We start from the raw sequence: 18179 nt of genomic DNA on the forward strand, positions 1-18179 counted from the left end.
GCCAGGATCAAACTCTCCAATAAAGTGTTTGTCTAGCATCATAAATAAAAATTGACGTTTCACGTTGTTTGTTTCGTTCAGTTTTCAAAGAACTCATCTGCCGCTCAAAGCGACTTTATCAATATAACATTTCGTTACTTCTCTGTCAACAACTTTTTTCATTTCCAAGTTGTTAACCTCGTTGCCGTTCGTGACAACGAATATAAATATACCAGTTCATAAATTAAAATGCAATAGCTTTTTTATAATTTTTTTCACCTTATAAAATAATATAAAAAAAGCTTTGGAGAAAACTCCAAAGCTTAGTCTTGTTTATGTCTCATTGCCGGGAATAATAATACGTCACGAATAGACGGCGCATTCGTTAATAACATAACAAGACGATCAATACCGATTCCTAACCCACCTGTAGGAGGCATACCATACTCAAGCGCTTCAATATAATCATCATCCATCATGTGTGCTTCATCGTTACCTTGTTCACGCTCTTTTAGCTGCGCTTCGAAACGTTCTTTTTGATCGATTGGATCATTTAATTCTGTAAATGCATTCGCATGTTCACGAGCAACAATAAATAACTCAAAACGATCTGTAAAACGTGGATCTTCTTCATTCTTTTTCGCAAGAGGAGAAATTTCCACCGGATGTCCATAAATAAATGTAGGTTGAATTAAATGTTCTTCTACTTTTTGCTCAAAGAACTCATTAATAATATGACCAACTTCCATTGTATCCTTAATTTCTACACCGTGTTCTTTCGCTAATGCACGAGCTTCTTCTACACTCATCGGGTTCCAGAAATCTGCTCCAGAATGTTGTTTGATTGCATCTACCATGTGCAGTCTTGTCCACTCTGGCTCTAAATTGATTTCATATTCACCATATGGAATCGTCGTTGTACCTAAAACTTCTTTCGCAATATGAGCAACCATGTTTTCTGTTAACTTCATAATATCCTTATAGTCTGCATACGCTTCATATAATTCAATCATCGTAAATTCAGGATTATGACGAGTTGACACACCTTCATTACGGAATACACGACCAATTTCGTATACTTTCTCTAATCCACCCACAATCAGGCGTTTTAAATGCAACTCAATTGCAATACGCATATAGAATTCCATATCTAACGCATTGTGATGTGTAATAAACGGACGCGCAGATGCTCCGCCCGCAATTGCATGCAGCATCGGTGTTTCTACTTCTAAATAGCCATTGTTATCTAAGTATCTTCTCATCTCACGAATGATTTTACTACGAGTTACAAATGTTTCACGACTTTCCATGCTCGTAATTAAATCTAAGTAACGTTGACGGTAGCGCTGTTCAACGTCTTTTAATCCATGATATTTATCAGGAAGCGGACGAAGAGATTTTGTTAGTAAAGTAAAACCAGTTGCTTTAACTGAAAGTTCTCCAACTTTCGTTTTAAATACTTTCCCTTCAATCCCTACTAAGTCGCCTAAATCAGCTGTATTAAATAGTTCATACTGCTCATCGCCAACTGTATCTTTACGAACATAAATTTGAACTTGGCCATGTAAATCTTGAATATGTGCAAAGCCCGCTTTTCCTTTACCGCGTTTTGTCATAATACGACCAGTAATCGAAACAGGGATTTCTTTCTCTTCTAATTCTTCTTTAGAAAGTTCTCCATACAAGCTTAACAATTCTTTCGTTGAATGCGTACGCTCAAAACGTTTACCAAATGGATCGATTCCTTGTTCACGTAAGTTATGTAGCTTCTCGCGACGAACGAGCAATTGGTCATTTAATTCTTCGTGGTTCATGTTATCCATAGTATTGATATCACTCCAGCTCTATTAAAATTTACAATATATACAGTATATCATTTTCTATCCAACTAGAAAAACTGCCAGCAACGTGCTGGCAGCTCTTATTTCTTAGACGTAATTATAGGTAGTAAAAACAGGAATGTCAAACACTCCTTCTACCACTTACTATTATCCAACTTGGATAGATTTTTGCTTCACTTCTATCTCTTCTACAAATGCCGTCAATAAAGAAGCAAGATCTTCACGTGTATTACAACCGTTAATGCCGTTACGTACTCTTGCATTACCACGAACACCCTTTAAATACCAAGCTGCATGTTTACGCATTTCTCGAACTGCGATGTCTTCATTTTTCAAGTCAATGAGACGATCTAAATGCAACATACATACATCAATTTTTTCACGCACAGATGGCTCTGGCATTAATTCACCAGTCTCTAAATATTTTACAGTACGGTAAATCATCCAAGGGTCACCAAGTGCCGCACGGCCAATCATTACACCATCTACACCAATTTCATCAAGCATACGTTTAGCATCTTGCGGCGTTTCTACATCACCGTTTCCGATAACAGGGATATTAACAGCTTGCTTTACTTGCTTAATAATATCCCAATCTGCTTTTCCTTCATACATTTGAACACGAGTACGACCGTGAACAGCAACCGCCTGACCACCCGCACGTTCAACTGCCTGAGCATTTTCAATCGCAAAAATGTGATCTTCATCCCAACCGATGCGCATCTTTACCGTTACTGGCTTCTCAACCGCATCTACAACTGCAGCTACCATTTCGTACACTTTATCCGGGTCAAGCAACCATTTTGCACCAGCATCACATTTTACGATCTTCGGCACTGGACATCCCATATTAATATCGATAATATCAGCTGTTGTATTTTTATCTACATATTTCGCGGCTTCGACAAGCGTTTCTTTTTCCCCACCGAAAATTTGCAGACTTAATGGTTTTTCTCTTTCATCAATATATAGCATGTCTAACGTTTTTTGATTGTTAAATAAAATCGCCTTATCACTTACCATTTCCGCACATACTAATCCTGCACCAAATTCTTTTACCGTTAAACGGAATGCAGAGTTACATACCCCTGCCATCGGCGCTAGTACAACTGGATTTTTCATTTCAATGTTTGCAATCTTTAACACTTAATTACCTCCCTTCTTTATCCCTACTTCGGCATTAATTCTTCTATTGAAACTTTTAACGTTTTTGCAACCTCTGCAACAAAATCTCGAGACGGAACTCGATTCCCTCTCTCAACTTCACCTAAAACCGATACAGATACCCCTAATTCTTTCGCAAATCCTTCTTGCGTATAGCCTTTTAGTTTACGAAAAGCGCGAATGCGTCTTCCCCATTTCTCTGCTTCCATACCGTTACTCCCTCTCGCCTTTTCATTTCTTCTACTTGTGAACGTGAAATGTTTCGGTTAATTTCTTGATTAACTTCCATCAACGGAACGATAACAAAAGCTCTTTCAAACATCCGCGGATGCGGAACAACAAGATTCTCTGCTTCAATATTTTCGTGATTATAGAGCAAAATGTCAAGGTCAATGGTACGCGGTCCCCATTTGACTTCCCTTTTTCTTCCTAGTTCATCCTCCACTTTTTGCGTCACCATTAATAATTCTTGAGGCAATAAATTGGTAGAAATTTTTATAACTAAATTTAAAAACTGATCTTGTTCTGTATATCCAACCGGGTCTGTCTCATAAACAGATGATACATCCTCAACCTCCATACCCGGATGTGACCGCAACAACTCTATCGCTTGTAATAAATACGTATAGCGATCACCCATATTCGAACCTAAAGCAATATAAACTACATTATTCATGAGCGCCCTCTCTCAATCTCCACCGCTACCGCACGGTAATGTCCTGGAATTGGCGGATCTGGTTTAATAACTTTTACAATACAATTCATAATACAATCGTACTGTTCTAATATATCCGCCGCAATATTTTCCGCAATACTTTCCACAAGTTTATACGTTTTCTCTTCTACCACACATCTACATAACTCGTATAATTCTCCATAGTTTACGGAATGCTCTAAGTTATCACTCGTTCCAGCTCGCTTTAAATCTAATTCTACAGTTAAATCCACTTTAAAACGCTGTCCTAATTTATTTTCTTCAGGAAATACACCATGGTAACCGTAGAACTCCATATCATGAACAAAAATTTTATCCAAATCTTTTACCCCCTTAACATAGCATCCATCATCTTCGCCATGCGGGACATCTCTTTCACATCATGAACGCGTACAATTTCAAAACCTTTTTGAATGCCAAGACAAACCGTTGCACCAGTTCCTTCTAAACGTTCTTCTACAGGCAAATCTAACGCATGACCAATAAATGATTTTCGAGAAGTTCCAAGAAGAAGCGGATACCCTAACACTTTCAACTGTTCTAGATTTCGCATTACTTCTAAATTTTGTTCAAATGTTTTTGCAAACCCTATACCTGGATCTAAAATAATATTCTCATCACGTACACCTGCACGTTTCGCAATTGTAATACTCTCATACAAATCAGCAATCATATCCGCCATCAGATTTCGATAATTAGTATTCTCGCGGTTATGCATTAAAATAATCGGTACATTATAATGCGCCGCTACTTTTGCAATTTCCGGTTCTGCTTTCGCTCCCCAAACATCATTAATAATATGGGCACCAGCTTCAATAGCTTGTTTTGCAACTTCCGCTTTGTACGTATCAATAGATATAGGAACATCTACCGCCCCTGATACAGCTTGAAGGATTGGTACAACACGTTGCAACTCTTCTTCTTCTGAGACTTTAGCAAAGCCAGGACGAGTAGACTCTCCGCCAATATCAATAATATGCGCGCCGTTCATTACCATCTCTTTTGCATGACGAACAGCTGTTTCCACTTCATTATAATTACCACCATCAGAGAAAGAATCAGGTGTAGCATTCAAAATCCCCATAATGAACGTCTTTTCATTTAAGTTCAATGTATATTCACCGCATTGCATATTAGACATCTCCTTTTCACAATTCATTTTTACTCCAAAGCTTTTCACGATACGTTTCATATACACGCAAAAGCTTGTTCGTAATCAATCCTTCTTTACCTGGGAAATGCGCTTCTCCAATGCACCCAATCGGGACAATTTCCTGAATGGAATTCGTAACAAATACTTCATCAGCTGCAAGTAACTCTTCATGTAAAAATAGTCCCTCTCTTACTTTGAGCTCCAGCGTTTCAGCTGCTGCTATTATAAAAGCACGAGTAATCCCATTTAAAATTCCAGTTTGTAGTGACGGTGTATACAATATGTCATTTTTCACAAAAAAGATGTTCGAAACAATCCCTTCCGCAACATACCCTTCTTTTGTAAGAAAAATCCCTTCTTTCGAAGTTGTATTTCCGACCTCACGTTTCCCCAAAATATTATTTAAATAATGATGTGACTTTAAACGAAACTCTCCTTCTGGCGTATTGCGTGTTTGTTTTAAAATGACTCCTTCTTTTTCTATTACCTCACAATCCGCTGGTAAAGACTTTATAAAAACAATAACAGAAGGCTCTTCATACATATCTGTCTGCAAGCCAATTTCTCCGCTACCTGCAGATACATTAAAACGAACATACGCATTTTGCAAATGATTTCTTTCCATTAACTCGTTTAAAATACTTTTCACATCTTCTTTTGTCATTTCCCACGCAATATGTAATGACGAAAGAGCGGTCATAAGCCGCTCATAATGATCATCTAGTAAGAAAGGGTGCCCATTGTAAATACGGAACGTTTCAAATACACCAAGACCATATAAATACCCATGATCATAAGGAGAAATTTTAGCTTCACTCGCCTCTACAAATGAACCGTTCACATAAATTAACATACAGAAGTACTCCGGCTGTAATGACGGATGAAGTTTTGCAGCAATCCCTTACCATGGGAAGTCATAATAGATTCTGGATGGAATTGTACCCCTTCGATTGGTAATGTTTTATGACGAAGCGCCATAATTTCTCCTTCCTCTGTCCAAGATGTTACTTCCAAACACTCTGGTAATGTTTCTTTTTTTACAATTAAAGAATGATAACGCGTTGCTGTAAATGGATTTGGAATATCAGTAAAGATTGTTTTCTCATCATGGTGCATTAGGGACGTTTTTCCGTGCATCAAACGGTCCGCACGAACAACATCCCCCCCAAATACTTGAGCGATCGATTGATGCCCTAAACAAACGCCAAAAATCGGAATCTTCCCTGCAAAATGACGAATCACATCCATACTAATCCCAGCTTCATTCGGACTACACGGCCCTGGAGAAATCATTAAGAAATCAGGCTGCATGTTTTCAATATCTTCAATTGTAATTTCATCATTACGTTTGACGATAAGTTCTTGTCCTAGCTCTCCAAGAAATTGCACTAAATTAAACGTAAAGGAATCATAATTATCAATCATTAATATCATTTCTCTCACCTAACCGTTTCTTCGCTACTTTCTTTCGCACGCCATAATGCTATTGCTTTCTTTAACGACTCTTTATACTCATTTTTCGGATTGGAATCAATAACGATTCCTGCACCTGCCTGTACATACGCTTGTCCATCTTTCGCAAGCAACGTACGAATGACAATATTTAATTCCATATCTCCTGAATAACCAATCCAACCAATTGAGCCTGTATAAATACCACGGCGAACTGGTTCTAACTCTTCAATAATTTCCATCGTCCGAATTTTCGGCGCTCCAGTAATCGTCCCACCCGGAAATACAGCCTTCACACCATCAAAAGCATCTTTCCCTTGCTGTAATTCCCCGCGTACATTTGAAACAATGTGCATAACGTGGGAATATTTTTCAATCACCATAAATTCATCCACTTCTACTGTCCCATACTCACAAACACGCCCTAAATCATTTCTCTCTAAATCAACAAGCATAACGTGTTCCGCGCGCTCTTTTTCATTTTCAATTAGCTCTTTTGCAAGCTTTTGATCTTCTTGTTCATCTTTCCCGCGAGAGCGTGTCCCCGCAATCGGACGTGTACTTACTTCATTATCTTGCTTTTTAATTAATAGCTCTGGTGAAGCACTTACAATTTGAAAATCTCCAAGCTCTAAATAACCCATGTATGGAGAAGGATTAATTTCACGAAGCTTCGTATAAATTTCCAGAGGATGCGTTTGCAATGTTTTTTCTTGTCTTGTAGACAAATTCACTTGAAATACATCTCCCGCGCTAATATAATCCTGAATTCGCTCAACAGCTTCAACAAACTCTGCTTCTGTGAAGGAAACTGCTTCTTTATTTGTTTTAGGTCGAATAAATTGCATTGTTACTTCTGGCACATCTTGTAACCAAAGCTCTTTTAATTTATTTAAGTGTTGCTTCGCTTGCTTCTCATCATTTGTATAATGCGTAATAATCCATAACATTTGTTCTTTCTGGTCATAAACAAATACATCATCAAACAATAAGAAAAATATATCTGGTACATTTACATCATCTTCTGCAAGAGAAGGTATTTTCTCAATATAGCGTATACAATCATAACTGAAATAACCAATTGCGCCACCTTGAAATGGCGGATACGCATCATTATGTTCTGTTTTCCATTGTTCCATATACTGTTGCGTTAGGTGCAATGGATTCCCCTTTTCTATTGTTCCCTCTCCATTTTCCCATATATGTAGTGTTTCATCTTTCCCGCGAACAATCGCTACAGGATCAAGCCCAACAATACTATAACGTCCCCCGCGGCCACTTTCTAAAATGATATGATGAGGTTTATTTTGCGAAAGGAACTTATACTGTTTAAAAAGGTCTAACTGATACGGAACTGAAATAGCTAAAGATTTTCGTCGCTGCATATAAACACCTCGTCTTATTTTATCCTGTTCTAACGATCGGTTAAAAATATTGAACCGTCCGCAGAAACCCGATTGGGTTCAACTAACACTTATTTTACATGAAGTTTTCTAGTCGTTCACTCTTTTCCTATTTTCAAACGAAAAAAGAAAAAGCATCCCTTTTTTAAGGAATGCTTTCCATATATTAAAACTTATGATTCAAACTGATAAAGCGGTGTACTTAAATAACGCTCACCATTACTCGGAATGATGACAAGTACTTTCTTGCCTTTTCCAAGTTTTTTTGCAACTTCTGCCGCCGCATAAATAGCTGCTCCAGATGAAATACCAACTAAAATTCCTTCTTCGCGCGCTACTTTTCTTGCATATTCAAATGCTTGTTCTGCTTTTACTTGAATAACTTCATCATATACATCTGTATCTAACGTTCCAGGAACAAATCCAGCACCAATACCTTGAATTTTATGAGGACCCGGTTTTCCACCTGATAATACCGGCGAATCAGAAGGCTCCACAGCATAAATTTTGATATCTTTATACGTCTCTTTTAATACTTCACCAGCACCCGTAATTGTTCCACCTGTACCAACACCTGAAACGAATGCATCTAATTGATCACCCATCTGCTCAACAATTTCCGGACCTGTAGTTAAACGATGAATTTCTGGATTTGCGTCATTTTGGAACTGTTGAGGCATAAAGTATCCATGTTCTTTCGATAACTCCGTTGCCTTACGAATTGCTCCGCCCATCCCTTCTGATCCTGGCGTTAACACTAATTCTGCTCCATAAGCACGCAATAAATTGCGACGTTCAACACTCATCGTTTCTGGCATAACTAAAATCGCATTATACCCCTTTGCTGCCGCTACCATCGCTAAACCAATCCCTGTGTTTCCACTTGTCGGCTCAATAATCGTATCGCCCTCTTTTAATAATCCTTGTTTCTCAGCAACTTCAATCATCGCTAAAGCAATACGATCTTTTACACTACTCCCAGGGTTCATGAACTCTAATTTCAAATAAATATCTGCACTATCCTCTTTTGCAATGCGGTTTAACTTAACAATCGGCGTTTTTCCGATTAATTCTGAAATTGATTGTGCCACTTGCATCTCCGTCACTCCTAACACCGAGTATTTTCATTGGATTTATGTACATTTTGTCAAAAAGAAGGTTATTTGTCAATCTATTTGGATGATTTAAAATAGACAAATAACCTTTTTCTTCCTTACAAACTTTCTATTAATTTTGTTATATCTTCTTTAGAAAAGTTATATCGTTCATTACAAAAATGACAATGTACTTCTGTCTCTTCTTCTTCATCACGCACTTGCGTTAATTCGGTTTTCCCTAAGCTTATTAATACGCCTTCAATACGCTCACGAGAACATGTACAATTAAATTGCACATCCATTGTCTCTAAAATTTTTACATTTTCCTTTCCTAACAACTCATATAGCAACTCTTCAGGAGTTAGACCTTGCTCAATAAGCTTAGAAACAGGCGGGATTTTTTGCAAACGCTCTTCAAGAGCCGAAATTGTCTCTTCTTGTGCACCAGGCATAATTTGTAAAATAAATCCACCCGCTGCTAAAACACTATCATCGCCATTAACAAGAACGCCAACACCAACAGAGGAAGGCGTTTGCTCAGAAACAGCAAAATAATACGTGAAATCTTCTCCTAATTCCCCTGAAACAAGTGGAACTTGACCAATAAACGGCTCACGCATACCGATATCTTTAATAATTGTTAAAAATCCTTCTGTTCCTACAGCCTGATATACACGTAGCTTCCCTTGTTCTGTTGCTTCAAAATCAACATGCGGATTTGTTACATAACCACGTACATCCCCATTTGCATGTGCATCTATTAAAATTGGACCGAGAGGACCGTTACCTTCAACTTTAATTGTAAGCTTCTGATCACCCTTTAACATCGCACCCATCATTGTACCTGCTGTTAAAGAACGACCAAGTGCTGCAGAAGCAGTTCTCCATGTATCATGACGTCTTTGTGCTTCGCTCACTGTATTTGTTGTGTGAACACTATAGGCACGCACTTCTCCATTAAACGCTAGCGCTTTTACCAAATAATCTTTCATTTTCATTTATTCACCTTTCTCTTGTTGTAAATTCGCATTACGCTCATATAACATATATAAACCTTTAAGTGTTAAAAATGGATCGACAATATCAATAACGTTCGATTCCTCTGCAATTAATTTCGCTAACCCACCTGTTGCAATAACAGTCGGTTCTTGTTTAGCTTCCTCTTTCATTCGCTTTACAATACCTTCTACTTGTCCAACATAACCATATAAAATCCCCGCCTGCATTGCACTTACTGTATTCTTTCCAATGACACTACTTGGTCTTGTAATTTCAATACGAGGAAGTTTTGCCGCTCTACTGTATAATGCTTCTGCTGAAATCATGATACCAGGTGTAATTACCCCACCCATATAATGCTTATTCTCGTTAATATAACAATATGTAGTTGCTGTTCCAAAGTCGACAATAATAAGAGGACTTCCGTATAACTGAATACCAGCTACCGCATTTACAATACGATCAGCCCCTACTTCACGTGGGTTCTCATACTTAATATTTAAACCCGTCTTAATTCCTGGTCCAACTACAAGAGGTTTAATTTTAAAATACTTCTCACACATACGCTCTAAAGCAAACATAATAGGCGGGACAACTGACGAAATAATAATTCCTTTTATATCATGAAAACTAATTCCTTCGTGTTCAAGCAATTGTTTTACGAGCATCCCGTATTCATCTTCCGTTTTATGACGATCTGTTTCCATACGCCAATGCTGAAGAAGTTTACCATTTTCAAACACACCAAGTACCGCATTTGTATTCCCTACATCCAATACAAAAATCATATTCTCACCACTTATCTTATTTAATGTATATTTGTGCAATATGTACAAAATTTATCCCGCTATTCGCGGGCAGTAAGATCCCCCACCTCATGATTCAGAGAAAAGCGAAGAAGATAGGTGTGGGACAACTGCCCGTAAAAGCCCGATTGGTTCAACTAATAATCAGTGGGGGATGAAGAAAACCCCCACTGATTAAAGTTTCACTTTATCCCGCTGCTAGAAGTTTTACTTTATAACCTCATCATACCATATTTATACACATGTTCAGCTTTCCTATCCTCACCATTTTACAAAAATCCATTTCCTTTTTTCAATGTTTAAGCCCGGCTATACCGCAAAGAAAAAAAGGAGCGACAATTGTCACTCCTTCGGTTCTTCTTTATCTTCTGGTACTTCATCTTCTTTTTTCATTGTGATGTTTACCTTTACATCACTTTCAGAAGATGTTTTACGCTCCGGTAATGTACCGTGTTCACATAAATGATTGATTTGCTCTGCATCTAACGTTTCTACTTCAAGCAACGTATTTGCGATAATATCAAGCTTATCACGGTTTTCAGTAAGAAGTTGTTTTGCACGAGCATAACATTCTTTCATAATGCTTTGCATTTCCATATCAATTTCATGTGCAATTGCATCACTATAGTTTTGCTCAGAATGGAAGTCTCTTCCTAAGAACACTTGACCGCCTTGTGAGCTACCGAATTGCATTGGTCCGAGCTTATCACTCATACCAAACTCAGTTACCATGCGTCTAGCTATTCCAGTCGCACGTTGGAAGTCATTATGAGCTCCTGTACTTACTTCTCCAAATACAATTTCTTCAGCCACTCGCCCACCTAGTAGACCCGTAATTTTATCAAGCAATTCTGGCTTTGTCATGAAGTAACGATCTTCTTTCGGAAGCATTACTGCATATCCACCAGCTTGACCACGCGGTACAATCGTTACTTTATGAACAATATCCGCTTCATCAAGCACTACCCCAATTACAGTATGTCCCGCTTCATGGAATGCAACGATATTACGTTCTTTCTCAGAGATAACACGACTTTTCTTAGCTGGACCCGCAATAACGCGATCCGTTGCTTCATCAATGTCACTCATATCGATCTTCTTCTTATCTTGTCTCGCCGCTACAAGAGCCGCTTCATTTAATAAGTTTTCAAGATCAGCACCAGAGAAGCCTGGTGTACGCGTTGCAATAGCACGTAAATTAATATTTTCATCTAACGGTTTATTGCGCGCGTGTACTTTAAGCACCGCTTCACGACCATTTACATCTGGACGATCCACTGTAATTTGACGGTCAAAACGTCCTGGACGTAATAACGCTGGATCAAGAATATCAGGTCGGTTTGTTGCAGCAATGATAATAATACCTTCATTTGCTCCGAAACCATCCATTTCTACAAGTAATTGGTTTAATGTTTGCTCACGCTCATCGTGGCCACCACCAAGACCTGCCCCACGCTGACGACCTACCGCATCAATTTCATCAATGAAAATGATACAAGGTGCGTTTTTCTTTGCATTTTCAAATAAGTCACGTACACGAGAAGCACCGACACCGACGAACATCTCTACGAAGTCAGAACCACTAATAGAGAAGAATGGAACACCAGCCTCACCTGCAACAGCACGTGCAAGTAATGTTTTACCTGTCCCTGGAGGTCCAACTAATAAAACCCCCTTCGGAATACGAGCACCAACCTCCGCAAACTTACGAGGGTCTTTCAAGAACTCTACAACCTCAACAAGTTCTTGTTTTTCTTCATCCGCTCCAGCTACATCTCTAAAACGAACCTTTTTCTTATCATCATTGTATAACTTCGCTTTACTTTTACCGAAGTTCATCACACGGCTACCGCCGCCTTGCGCTTGGTTAAGTAAGAAGAAGAATAAAATGAAAATAATTACAAAAGGAATGATGGAAGTGAAGAATGTTACCCAAGCACTTGTTTCTTCTGCAGGTTGATATTTCACTTCTGTACCTTGTGCTTTGTCATTAATTTTCTTTTGCAATTCTTCAGTGTTAGGTGCATAAGTTACAAACTGTTTTTCCTGACTATCAGTACTTAGTTGTCCTTTTACTTCAAATACACCATTTTTCGGTTGAAGTTGTACATTACGAACCTCACCCTTTTCAAGTTTAGCAATGAATTTATCGTAGCTAATTGGCGTTGTTTTTTGAGTTGAACCATTAAAATAGCTCACAATACCAATTACCACTAAAAATATAAGTAAATAAAAGATGGTATTACGGAAGATCCGATTCATCCCTAACCTCCTCTCACAGCATACAAACTATAATAGTAAATAGTACCATAGAAAAACTTTCCTATCCAATTGTAATGCTTAATATTATTAATTGGAATATACGCTTGGTTTTAATACACCGACATAAGGAAGGTTACGATATTGTTCCTTATAGTCTAATCCATATCCCACAACAAATTCGTGTGGAACAGTAAACCCAACATAATCCGCTTTAAGATCCACTTTTCGACCAGTTGGCTTATCTAATAACGTTACAATCTTCACAGATTTTGCTTTACGATATTTAAATAAGTCTACTAAGTAGCTTAATGTAAGGCCGCTATCGATAATATCCTCTACGATTAAAATATCGCGCCCTTCTACAGAAGTATCTAGATCTTTTAAAATTTTCACTTCACCAGTTGAAACAGTAGAATGACCGTAGCTAGATACAGCCATAAAGTCCATTTCAAGATATGCATCTGTGCGCTTTAATAAGTCCCCCATAAATGGCATTGCACCTTTTAGTACACCGATTGCAAGAGGTACCGTGTTTTTATAATCCTCTGCAAGAATTGCACCTAGTTCTCTTGCTTTTTCTTGTATTTGTTCTTCAGAAATTAATACTTTTTCAATATCTTGATTCATCATTTCATTATCCTCCTGGAAGACTCCTTGCTTTTGTAATGAATAATAATATATGTATCCTTATCTACTGTTTCTCGCGAAATAGCAAATGCAGATCGTTTCAACAACGGAATCCAAATAATATTTCCACTCGCATCACAAACAATTGGCCAGTTTGACCTTTTTTCCTTCGGCACTTTTGCCTCAATAAAAATAGACTTTAACTTCTTTGTACCATTCATACCTTGAATTGACATTCGATCGCCATCTTCCCTCGGACGAATAATAAGTGGAGATGTTATTTCATTATATTTTGCAACAAACATCATCTCATTCACCAGATTAGGTACACAATCGCTAATTTCTACTTCAAACTCATCACCGTTTACTAATGTTACCTTTCCTGGCACTTGTAAAACACGAGGAGAAAAAATAACTTTTTCTTCCACAAACCGAAAAATACACTCTTCGTATGTACGAACAACCTCTAATCCACCTGGAAAATGAAGTACACCAGAAGGATGCGTTCGTTTAAGAAAATCGATCACCTTGTCAATATGTACAGAAGAAAGCGAAGATGGGATTTTATATTCATAAAGATAGTTTAATATTAGTTGAATCCCTCTCCTTTGTAAAGGTATAGGCGTAGATTCAAATGCAGGAATTGATACGACAACTCTTTTTGTATCCTTTTTCTTAATTACTTTATTCATTTTTTCAAAAGCTAATTCCTGCAAATACGCTTCATCCTCTTGCATAAACTTACTAAAAGCTTGAAAGCGTTCATGAACATTTGGATTCTCCTGCTTTAAATGAGGAAGAACATACTTTCGCAATCGATTCCTTGTATACGTTTCTTTTGTATTACTAGGGTCAATACGAGGGACAACATCCTTTCTCTTACAATAAGCAAGAATCTCTTCTTTCGTTACTGCCAGCAAAGGTCGAATCAAAAAACCTTTATCAAAAGCTCGTTTCGCAGAAATTCCAGAATAACCTTTTGAAGTGCTACCACGCACAAGACGCATTAAAACTGTCTCAATTTGATCGTCACCATGATGACCAAGAGCTACATATTGTGCATTATGTTTTCTCATTATTCTTTCCAAAAATGCATATCGACATTCTCTTGCCGCAACTTGCGCACTCATTCGATTTTGTTTCTGATACTGCCTTACATCAATTTGTATCACTTCACAGATAACATTAAGATTTTCACACAATTGTTTCACAAATCGTAAATCTTCTTGCGATTCCTCACCGCGAAACATATGGTCAACATGAGCTACTACAATTTGCAATTTCTTCTCTTCACGCTTCTCTAACAAATAGAAGAGGAGCGCTAAAGAATCAGGTCCTCCTGATACACCAACAACAACCGTAGAATGTACCTCTAATAAATTATGCCTTTCTACAAAAGCATCTACCTTTTTAACAAATTCATCTTTCAATGCTGCAATCACCTTTCATTGAGCTAAAACGATAGCATACCTTGATATAATGGTACAACTTTTACAAGTTTTCTGCAAAACAAAGATGTATAAATTTCACAATTTATCTTACATATGCATTTGTTGTTTGAATACAGAAATAAACAAAATTAAATATTCCATGTATAACAAATAGGCCTCAGGTATATTCCTAGGCCTTATCATTTCCCTCTTTTAAATCAAAAAACAGTAAGAGATACTGATATTTCTACTTTTCAAAATTATAACAAACGAAAAGAGAAACGTAGAGAATAACTATCCACACTTTTCATCAAGAGAGAATGGAGTCCAGAGGAGCTTAATTGGTCCAACTAATAATCAGTGGGGGATGAAGAGCCCCACCTCAAAATTCGGCGAAAGCAAAGAAGTTAGGCGGGAGATAAACTGCCCGTAAAAGCCCGATTGGTTCAACTAATAATCAGCGGGGGATGAAGAGCCCCCCACTGATTAAAGTTTCACTTTATTGCGCTTGTTTACTAACAATAGGAATTGTAGCCCACTTCGGCATATTCTTTTTTACTTTTGCGACCACAATTGTCATGTCATCATTAATATATCCATTATCGGTACGAATAACATCTTCCATAATAATATCAGCAATTTCTTGTGGATCTTCCGTTTCTAATTCTTTAATCTTCCGTTTCATCCACACCTCATGATTCTCTACATGTTTTGCACCTTCAAAAATCCCATCGCTCATCATGATTAAAATATCACCAGATTTTAATTGTTCACCTACAACATCTACTTCAAAGTCTTCAATAATTCCCATCGGTAAATTACTCGCCTCTATTTTAAACACTTGATTGCCACGCTTTACAAAACTTGGCGTAGAACCAACCTTTAAAAACTTAGCATTTGCATCACGTAAATCAATCATCGCTAAATCTAATGTTGTAAACATTTCTTCAGTTGTTCGCAGCGAGAGAATGGAATTAATCGATTTTATTGCAATCTCCTCATCAATACCTGATTGCAATATTTTTTGCAACAGCTTCACTGTCTCTTTACTTTCCATGTGAGCTCGTCTTCCATTTCCCATTCCATCACTAATAGCCAGTGCATATTTCCCCACACTTAACTCCATCATGGCATAGGAATCACCAGATACAAATCCCCCTCCTTTAGCCGCTGTAGCAAGGCCTGTATCAACAATAAACGTTTTAGCTGAACCAAAAGACACTGTACTGTAACCATTTGGATACGCTGATTGGTCTTCATGTTTCACGACAACTGTCTCGTGTAAAATATCAGACAACATCGGAGCGACAAGCTTTTCACATTCCCCGTGTTTATTACACGAAGCAGGAATCATCATTTCAATATCAATGTTCCCCCGATCCAAACAATAAATATCGACATGTTCAACCTCTACACCAAAATCACGAAATGCTTGTAAAATTTGTTCCTCTTGCACCTGATGATTCTCTCTTTCCTTTTGAATCTCTTTTGAGAAATCTGCCATTACTTTCGAAACACCCATAAGTTGCTCAGCGACAATTCTACGATTATCACGCATTTGCTTCCTTAACTTTTGCCCTGCATAAAAATGCTCTAATTCATCATCTATCAAACCTGTTACCTTCGTTCCTCTCACACAATATTTTTCAAAATCACGGAGCAATTTACGGTTATTTTGCAATGTACCTTCCTCTGTTTCGTTCATAAGTTGCTTCATATAATCATACGTTTTATCAAAATTCACAACCCAACACTGATCCTTTTTAAAGCACGTCTGACATGTCTTGGCGGTAATTGTGCTTAAAAATAAATCCGTCTCTGTGTCCTTATCCTCATCTTCCACATACCCATATATAGAAAAACTATTAGACAATGCTTCAAACACATTTGCAAACTGATTAATTTTATTTGCCGTAACATCACGCATTCTTCTTAAATATTGTTGTTGATCATTCGCATGTTCTTGTGTGCCTGGCATATACTTGGAAAGACGTTCAACGATTAACTTAGGCGTTAATAAAAACAACGCAATCGCAGCGCCCGACTCCAATAACGTCATTACAATACTCGTTTGTTTATCTACGTATAGCGTAATTAAACTTGTTCCAATTAACAAACCTAAACTTACCCCTATTCGCTTCCCCTCTTTCAACAGGCCACCTAACAATCCAGAGAACGCCAGTAAACTTAATTGATATAAACTTGCTACATTCGCTAAACTTAAAATTAAACCTGTCACAACTCCTACTGTAGAACCTGTTGCCGCTCCTGCCACAAATGCAAACACTAATACTAAATATCTCGTGAAAATATGCTGAACTGATAAGTCATAAATAAACCAATCTGTTGTACCCGTTAATACAGATGCTAGCAATATAATCAGGCAAACAATTTCTTCCGTTTCTAATGATTGTTGTTTTCCTTTTCGTTCCATTAAAAGAGGAACACTTTGTAAGAAAATCATTGTTAACACGAAGCTTAATCCTGCTTCAATTGTACTAACAAGCAGATCATACATACCAATTGATCCTTGCGCGAAATAAACAACGATAAGATGAGCGGTTAATGCGGAAATAAATACTTGAAATGGTACAAGTCCAATCGTCTTACTTGTAAAACGACTAAAGAAGATATTATAGATGAAGAATGTAAATATAGATGCAAAGGCAAAAAATAAATTTTCTAATGAAACCGAAAATGCACCTGCCATTACAGCTAAGAATGCAAGGGCCATTTTATCGCGTTTCATCACATATACAGCAGCAAAAAATGGCAAAGCAAACGGTAAAATGTTCGTTAAAATATATGCTCGTCCCAAAAGAAAACCAACCAACGCAACCACAAATCCCCAACGAAAGAAAATTTGTTCCAGTTTCACCCTTAATTTGCTTGTCCACTTTTCAGCTGTCATTTGCCCACGGCCTATAGCAAGCGCACTAGAATTTGGATTGACAGTATTCCTTCCTGCTCTTGGCATATTTTGAACACCACCTGCATATTTTATTACTTGTAATTATAAAATGTATGTTGCGGAGTTTTTGTCAAAATAACAGTTTGCAACACAATAATTGTTCGACTTTTTATACAAAATAGCACCATATATATACAGAGTTACACGTAAATCCTTTAATAAATTATTGAATTTTCAAAAAATATTAGTTGTTTTTGTAGAAGAAGCGCACAACTTTACAATTCCTTAACATAAAATAAAACTTTAAACATTTTTATCACCGATTGAAATTTGCCAACAA

16 protein-coding genes are annotated in these 18179 nt (G+C 37.5%); all 16 read right to left on the minus strand.

The window, feature by feature from the left end:
* Positions 1 to 302 precede the first annotated feature (302 nt).
* Positions 303 to 1802 (minus strand): lysine--tRNA ligase, encoded by a 1500-nt coding sequence (lysS, locus tag Q9306_RS16350; RefSeq protein ID WP_306200408.1) that lies wholly within the window; start codon positions 1800 to 1802, stop codon positions 303 to 305.
* 165 nt (positions 1803 to 1967) lie between these two features.
* Positions 1968 to 2966: a tRNA dihydrouridine synthase DusB gene (dusB, locus tag Q9306_RS16355; RefSeq protein WP_306200409.1), complete on the minus strand. Its 999-nt coding sequence runs from the start codon at positions 2964 to 2966 to the stop codon at positions 1968 to 1970.
* A gap of 23 nt (positions 2967 to 2989) precedes the next feature.
* Positions 2990 to 3193, minus strand: coding sequence for a helix-turn-helix domain-containing protein (locus Q9306_RS16360; protein ID WP_098917460.1), 204 nt, complete (start codon positions 3191 to 3193; stop codon positions 2990 to 2992).
* On the minus strand, positions 3145 to 3660 hold the full coding sequence (gene folK / locus Q9306_RS16365) for a 2-amino-4-hydroxy-6-hydroxymethyldihydropteridine diphosphokinase (RefSeq protein ID WP_306200412.1): 516 nt from the start codon (positions 3658 to 3660) through the stop codon (positions 3145 to 3147). Before folK ends, Q9306_RS16360 begins: the two co-directional genes overlap by 49 nt.
* The gene (gene folB, locus Q9306_RS16370) at positions 3657 to 4019 is read right to left on the minus strand and encodes a dihydroneopterin aldolase (protein WP_306200414.1); all 363 of its coding nucleotides are present in this window, start codon (positions 4017 to 4019) and stop codon (positions 3657 to 3659) included. The genes folK and folB overlap by 4 nt, the downstream gene beginning before the upstream one ends.
* A 5-nt stretch (positions 4020 to 4024) precedes the next feature.
* Positions 4025 to 4858, minus strand: coding sequence for a dihydropteroate synthase (folP, locus tag Q9306_RS16375; RefSeq protein ID WP_306200416.1), 834 nt, complete (start codon positions 4856 to 4858; stop codon positions 4025 to 4027).
* On the minus strand, positions 4848 to 5705 hold the full coding sequence (gene pabC / locus Q9306_RS16380) for an aminodeoxychorismate lyase (RefSeq protein WP_306200417.1): 858 nt from the start codon (positions 5703 to 5705) through the stop codon (positions 4848 to 4850). Before pabC ends, folP begins: the two co-directional genes overlap by 11 nt.
* On the minus strand, positions 5699 to 6286 hold the full coding sequence (pabA, locus tag Q9306_RS16385; protein ID WP_306200419.1) for an aminodeoxychorismate/anthranilate synthase component II: 588 nt from the start codon (positions 6284 to 6286) through the stop codon (positions 5699 to 5701). The genes pabC and pabA overlap by 7 nt, the downstream gene beginning before the upstream one ends.
* Before the next feature lie 5 nt (positions 6287 to 6291).
* Positions 6292 to 7689, minus strand: a complete 1398-nt coding sequence (gene trpE / locus Q9306_RS16390) for an anthranilate synthase component I (protein ID WP_306200421.1) — start codon at positions 7687 to 7689, stop codon at positions 6292 to 6294.
* A 191-nt stretch (positions 7690 to 7880) separates the two neighbouring features.
* Positions 7881 to 8804 (minus strand): cysteine synthase A, encoded by a 924-nt coding sequence (gene cysK / locus Q9306_RS16395; protein ID WP_306200423.1) that lies wholly within the window; start codon positions 8802 to 8804, stop codon positions 7881 to 7883.
* A 116-nt stretch (positions 8805 to 8920) separates the two neighbouring features.
* Positions 8921 to 9796, minus strand: coding sequence for an Hsp33 family molecular chaperone HslO (gene hslO / locus Q9306_RS16400; RefSeq protein ID WP_306200425.1), 876 nt, complete (start codon positions 9794 to 9796; stop codon positions 8921 to 8923).
* Positions 9797 to 9802: 6 nt separating this feature from the next.
* The gene (locus Q9306_RS16405; RefSeq protein WP_098917468.1) at positions 9803 to 10591 is read right to left on the minus strand and encodes a type III pantothenate kinase; all 789 of its coding nucleotides are present in this window, start codon (positions 10589 to 10591) and stop codon (positions 9803 to 9805) included.
* Between the two features lie 360 nt (positions 10592 to 10951).
* A complete protein-coding gene (gene ftsH, locus Q9306_RS16410) occupies positions 10952 to 12871 on the minus strand; it encodes an ATP-dependent zinc metalloprotease FtsH (RefSeq protein WP_306200427.1) in 1920 nt (639 codons plus the stop codon).
* Positions 12872 to 12958: 87 nt separating this feature from the next.
* Positions 12959 to 13501 (minus strand): hypoxanthine phosphoribosyltransferase, encoded by a 543-nt coding sequence (hpt, locus tag Q9306_RS16415; protein WP_306200429.1) that lies wholly within the window; start codon positions 13499 to 13501, stop codon positions 12959 to 12961.
* Positions 13498 to 14928, minus strand: a complete 1431-nt coding sequence (gene tilS / locus Q9306_RS16420; RefSeq protein ID WP_306200431.1) for a tRNA lysidine(34) synthetase TilS — start codon at positions 14926 to 14928, stop codon at positions 13498 to 13500. Before tilS ends, hpt begins: the two co-directional genes overlap by 4 nt.
* Before the next feature lie 499 nt (positions 14929 to 15427).
* Positions 15428 to 17905, minus strand: coding sequence for a stage II sporulation protein E (gene spoIIE, locus Q9306_RS16425; protein ID WP_306200433.1), 2478 nt, complete (start codon positions 17903 to 17905; stop codon positions 15428 to 15430).
* Positions 17906 to 18179 lie beyond the last annotated feature (274 nt).

Origin of the sequence: Bacillus multifaciens (assembly GCF_030756675.1) — a bacterium.
In the GTDB taxonomy this organism is placed as follows: domain Bacteria; phylum Bacillota; class Bacilli; order Bacillales; family Bacillaceae_G; genus Bacillus_A; species Bacillus_A multifaciens.